The sequence below is a fragment of the Pontitalea aquivivens genome, assembly GCF_046507575.1.
Classification (GTDB): Bacteria; Pseudomonadota; Alphaproteobacteria; order Rhodobacterales; family Rhodobacteraceae; genus Pontitalea; species Pontitalea aquivivens.
In genome coordinates this window covers 1-4,132 of sequence record NZ_JBKFEY010000060.1, presented here as the reverse complement: position 1 = coordinate 4,132, position 4,132 = coordinate 1, and the positions used below count along the sequence as shown (strand labels likewise).

General features: G+C 60.0%; 5 protein-coding genes and 1 pseudogene. 2 read left to right on the top strand and 4 right to left on the bottom strand.

Features of this window, described 5'->3' with window-relative positions:
* The 4 genes and pseudogenes from ACK8OU_RS19885 to ACK8OU_RS19870 form a co-directional block, all read right to left on the bottom strand.
* A pseudogene (locus ACK8OU_RS19885) lies at positions 1 to 162 on the bottom strand (IS30 family transposase); the annotation flags it as partial.
* A gap of 81 nt (positions 163 to 243) precedes the next feature.
* Entirely contained in the window at positions 244 to 1,065 is an 822-nt protein-coding gene (locus tag ACK8OU_RS19880) for an MBL fold metallo-hydrolase (RefSeq protein ID WP_410305067.1), read from the bottom strand.
* Positions 1,066 to 1,223: 158 nt separating this feature from the next.
* A complete protein-coding gene (locus ACK8OU_RS19875) occupies positions 1,224 to 1,844 on the bottom strand; it encodes a glutathione S-transferase (RefSeq protein ID WP_410305066.1) in 621 nt (206 codons plus the stop codon).
* Positions 1,841 to 2,587, bottom strand: coding sequence for a GntR family transcriptional regulator (locus tag ACK8OU_RS19870; protein WP_410305065.1), 747 nt, complete (start codon positions 2,585 to 2,587; stop codon positions 1,841 to 1,843). The genes ACK8OU_RS19875 and ACK8OU_RS19870 overlap by 4 nt, the downstream gene beginning before the upstream one ends.
* Positions 2,588 to 2,711: 124 nt before the next feature.
* On the opposite strand from ACK8OU_RS19870, the gene ACK8OU_RS19865 reads away from it, so the two are divergent.
* Together ACK8OU_RS19865 and ACK8OU_RS19860 are read left to right on the top strand one after the other, a co-directional pair.
* Complete coding sequence (locus tag ACK8OU_RS19865) at positions 2,712 to 3,470, top strand: SDR family NAD(P)-dependent oxidoreductase (protein WP_410305064.1); 759 nt, start codon at positions 2,712 to 2,714, stop codon at positions 3,468 to 3,470.
* Positions 3,471 to 3,517: 47 nt separating this feature from the next.
* Positions 3,518 to 4,024, top strand: coding sequence for a TRAP transporter small permease subunit (locus ACK8OU_RS19860; RefSeq protein WP_410305063.1), 507 nt, complete (start codon positions 3,518 to 3,520; stop codon positions 4,022 to 4,024).
* Positions 4,025 to 4,132 lie beyond the last annotated feature (108 nt).

Here is a 4,132-nt window from a genome sequence, read left to right as displayed (position 1 = left end):
AACAGACTGCAAAGGCGCCTGCGGGTCGCAGAACCAGAACTCGGTGCCGATCCCCGGTTTCAGCTTGCGCCAACCGCGGAACTCGATGCCACGGTCGAAGGTGACGGACCTGCGGGCCGGTTGGTGCAGGTGCTCCATGACCGCCATCAACCGGTTCATCAGGGCGTGGTAATCCGGTTGTTGTTCGCTTACAGGAGTTGCAACTTGTAAGTCGTTTTATGTCATAATGCGGTGCGCAACATGTCATTCCACGCCGCGCCAGATTTCCCCATCCCGCGTGACCCGTCCCTCTGACAGCAGCTTTTCCAGATGTGCCGCCACATTACGTTCGGCGGCCTTGGCGATGTGGGGATCGGACTTCCGGTAGACCGATGCGGCAATCCCCGGGATCGACTCCGCGCCTTTGGACAGATGCGCCAGGATCTCGGCCTCGCGCCGCATGCGATTGGCCAGCAGGCGCTCGACGTAAGGCGCCGGGTCGGTGATCGCCGGACCGTGCCCCGGCAGATAGAGCTTGTCGTCCCGGTCGATCAATCTGCCAAGTTGCGTGCAGTAATCGCGCATGTTGCCATCCGGCGGGCTGACGATCGAGCTGTTCCAGCTCATGACGTGGTCGCCCGAAAAAAGCACGCCATCGGGTCGCGCGAAACACAGATGGTCGCTGGCATGGCCGGGCGTGTGCAGGACGGTCAGCCCGAAGATCGCCTGCCCGTCCTCCAGAACGCCGTCCGGTTCAAACGCATCGTCGGGAAACACGCTTGAAACATGGATCGGCAGACCGGTCCGTTCGCGCAACGCAGGCGCAGACCCGAAATGATCGGAATGATGATGCGTGACGAGGATACCCGCCGGTCTGCGTCCCAGATTTCCAAGGATCGCGTCGAAATGGGCGCTGTCTTCGACCGGGCCGGGGTCGATCACGACCACGCCATCCGAGGTCTCGACGAGATAGCTGTTCGTGCCGTGGTAGGTCATCTTGCCCGGGTTGTTGGCGACGATCCGCTGGACGCCCGCCGCAACTTGTTCGGTCCGGGCGCGGACCGGTTCGGGTTCCGACAAAAACATGCTGGTGTTCGGCATTGGATAACCTGAATTATTCAAGAGAGAACATCCCCTTCTATGCGCTGTTGAGCGGCCCGACGCGCCCGTCACCACCCTGACTGCTGCGGCCAGCCCCACGCTCGGCAGGGCCAGCCCGATATCCAGCGGCGTTCACCGGGCGATCATGCGGCCGGCGCGGTGGCCACCATCGACGGCCGTTCGGAAATATGTCCAAACCATGCAGCCAGTTTCGGATGCGTGCCGCGCCAATCCTTGTCAGAAAACCGAAAATCCAGATATCCCAGCGTGCAGGCAACCGCGACCGCCCCCGCGTGGAACCCATCAGACAGCAAGGCGAACCAGCGCCCTTCCAGATCGTCGAGGCCGGAATCAATCTTTTCCATCTGCCCGCGCGCCCAATCTTCCCAACGCTTGTCTTCGGGCCGCAGGACGCATTCGTAGCGGTGCAGCAGCGCAGCATCCAGCATTGAATCGCCAAGCGCCTCAAGCGTCAGCACGGCAAAGCGGCGATCATCCTGCGGATAGAGCGAATTCCCTGAGACACCATGCGCATCCAGCCAGGCCGTGATCACGCGGCTGTCGAACAGGGGCGTGTCGTCGGCCAGCAGCGCACAGGGAACCTTGCCGGTGGAATTGTGGCGCACGATTTCGGGATCGCGCTTCACCGGCCAGGCGGCAGAAGAAAGTTTCTCAACCTGATCAGCAAGCCCACGTTCATGGGCGGCCACCATCACCTTGCGCACATAGGGCGAGGCGGGCGAGAAAAAAAGGCGGATGGTCATTCGGTCAGTCTCCGGTTGCGGGCGGGCCTGCGGCCCTTCAGGGGTTTGTCAGGGATTGGCATCCGCAGGAAATCCTGTGGATAAAGTTTCAACTGCAACTTAAGAAGCTCCAATGCATAAAGAATGTGTTCACGCATGATTGCTGCGGCCCGCTCTCCCTGTCCGTTGGACAAGGCACGCGCGATGCGGTGGTGATCATCATGTGACCGCTCGATCACCTTGAAATTGTGCCACATGATCACCCGGTCAGAAGCAGCCGGCACATTGTGCAGGCTATGCACAAAGGTATTGATCCAAGGGTTTCCCGAAAGCTTCATGACCGTCGAATGGAATTCGACGTTCATGCGACGATAGTCGCCCAGGTTCGCGGCCAGCAACACACCCGGCGCCAATAACCTGTCGCCTTCGGCGACAAGCTCCGAGAGATGGCGGTTTGCCTCTTCGGTCATGTTTCCGGCGGCCAGCTGACAGGCCATAGCTTCCAGCTCGGCGCGCACCTCAAATGCGGCGGTCACTTCCGAGAACGAGAATTCGCGAACAAAGAAGCCGCGGTTGCTTTCATAGGAAACAAGGCCGGTCTGTGCCAGTGTGGTCAGCGCGGCGCGCAGCGGCGTCCGGGAAATGCCCAAGAGTTCGGCAAGACGGTCCTGGTGAAGCTTTTCGCCGGGTGGCAACTCACCACTCAGGATCGCTTCACGCAGGCGCGCGGTCGCGAGTTCGGTGCTTGTATGTGGTTCTCCCAAGATCCCCCCAGATCTTCTGAATTTGTCCTAATGGATACAAAATAACGGATGGATGCAAATTCTTTTTGCATCTGGTCGCCGATTGTGTTCATTGCAATAACAACGAAGAGGGAGAACTTCGGAAATGACTGGAATCGTGCTTGTCACCGGCGCCGCCGGCGGCATCGGGGAAATTGTGTGCCAGCGTCTTGCTCGGGACGGCTTCCGCATCCTTGCCGCGGACCTTTCCCAAGAGGCTGCGGCGCGCGTCGTCAGTGATCTGCCTGGCGCGGGCCACCGTGCGATTCCCCTGGATGTGGTCGATGAGGGCGCGGTCATTGCAGCTTTCGGCGATGCCGAAAACCTTGGCGCGCCCATTGATCACGTCGTCGCCGCTGCAGGCATCCTGCTGTTTGCCGCGAATGGCGATCGCCCGCCCTTGGCAGAGATTTCCCTGGACGACTGGAATCTGACCCAAAGCGTGAATTCGACCGGTACCTTCCTGTTGTTGCGGGAATATCTGCGGGGTGCGTCGCGCCGCCCGATCGAAAATGGTCGTTTCGTGGGCTTTTCGTCCGTCGCCGCACAGTTGGGCGGCTATCGGTCCAGTTCGGCCTACATCGCGTCGAAAGGTGCGGTGATGGCACTGATCAAGGCAGGCGCGCGTGAAGCGGCGCCCTTGGGCATCACCGTGAACGCGGTTGCCCCGGGCCTGATCGACGCGCCGATGCTGAGGCTGTCCTTGCCGCCGGAAAATGACGCCAGCGTTGCCGCCAACATCCCGTTGAACCGGATCGGTACGTCGCAGGATGTGGCCGGCGCAGTCAGCTTCCTGCTCGGGCCCGACGCTTCTTATATCACCGGCTCCGTGATCGACGTGAATGGTGGCTATCGCATGCAATAGGACCAGGCCGCAAACCGGGAGATTTGCAGCTTGGAAAGGGGGATGGAATGCGTGGAATAAGATATCTGACGAAGGCACTCGGCGTGATTGCCGGAATTTCGGCGGCGCTGATGATGCTGCATGTGATGGCGGATGTCGCCGGCAAGTATTTTCTGAACAAACCCGTGCCCAGCACCGCCGAAGTCGTGGCCAATTACTACATGATTGCCTGCGTGTTCCTTTCGCTTGCCTACATCGAGGCGCGTGGATCGGCAATTTCGGTCGACCTGATCTATGACAAGGCCGGACTGGCCATGCAAAGGATGATGCGCAAGATCGGTCATGTCGTCACGCTTCTTTTCTACCTCGGTTTTGGCTGGTTCTCGCTTGATGTCGCCATGCGCGCCTACCGGGTGAACGAAACGGTCGATGGCCTTTGGCGCGTTACGATATGGCCCGCGAAATTCATGTTGCCGATCGGTCTTGCCATCGCCTGCATCATTCTGGTCATCAAGATCTTCGGCGGCGATCGCGCGCTGAACGGTGACGACCACGAATATTCACACGGTCTCTGAGGAGCGCATCATGGAGCGCATCGAGATTGGTTTTATCGGAATCGTCATTCTTCTGGGCCTGATCGGCATTCGCGTGCCGATTGGCGCGGCCATGGGCAGCACCGCATT

What these genes read in the sequence shown, in the direction of transcription:
- ACK8OU_RS19880 (WP_410305067.1), bottom strand. Translation starts at nt 1,065, where the DNA reads ATGTTTTTGTCGGAACCCGAACCGGTCCGCGCCCGGACCGAACAAGTT.
- ACK8OU_RS19875 (WP_410305066.1), bottom strand. Translation starts at nt 1,844, where the DNA reads ATGACCATCCGCCTTTTTTTCTCGCCCGCCTCGCCCTATGTGCGCAAG.
- ACK8OU_RS19865 (WP_410305064.1), top strand. Translation starts at nt 2,712, where the DNA reads ATGACTGGAATCGTGCTTGTCACCGGCGCCGCCGGCGGCATCGGGGAA.
- ACK8OU_RS19860 (WP_410305063.1), top strand. Translation starts at nt 3,518, where the DNA reads ATGCGTGGAATAAGATATCTGACGAAGGCACTCGGCGTGATTGCCGGA.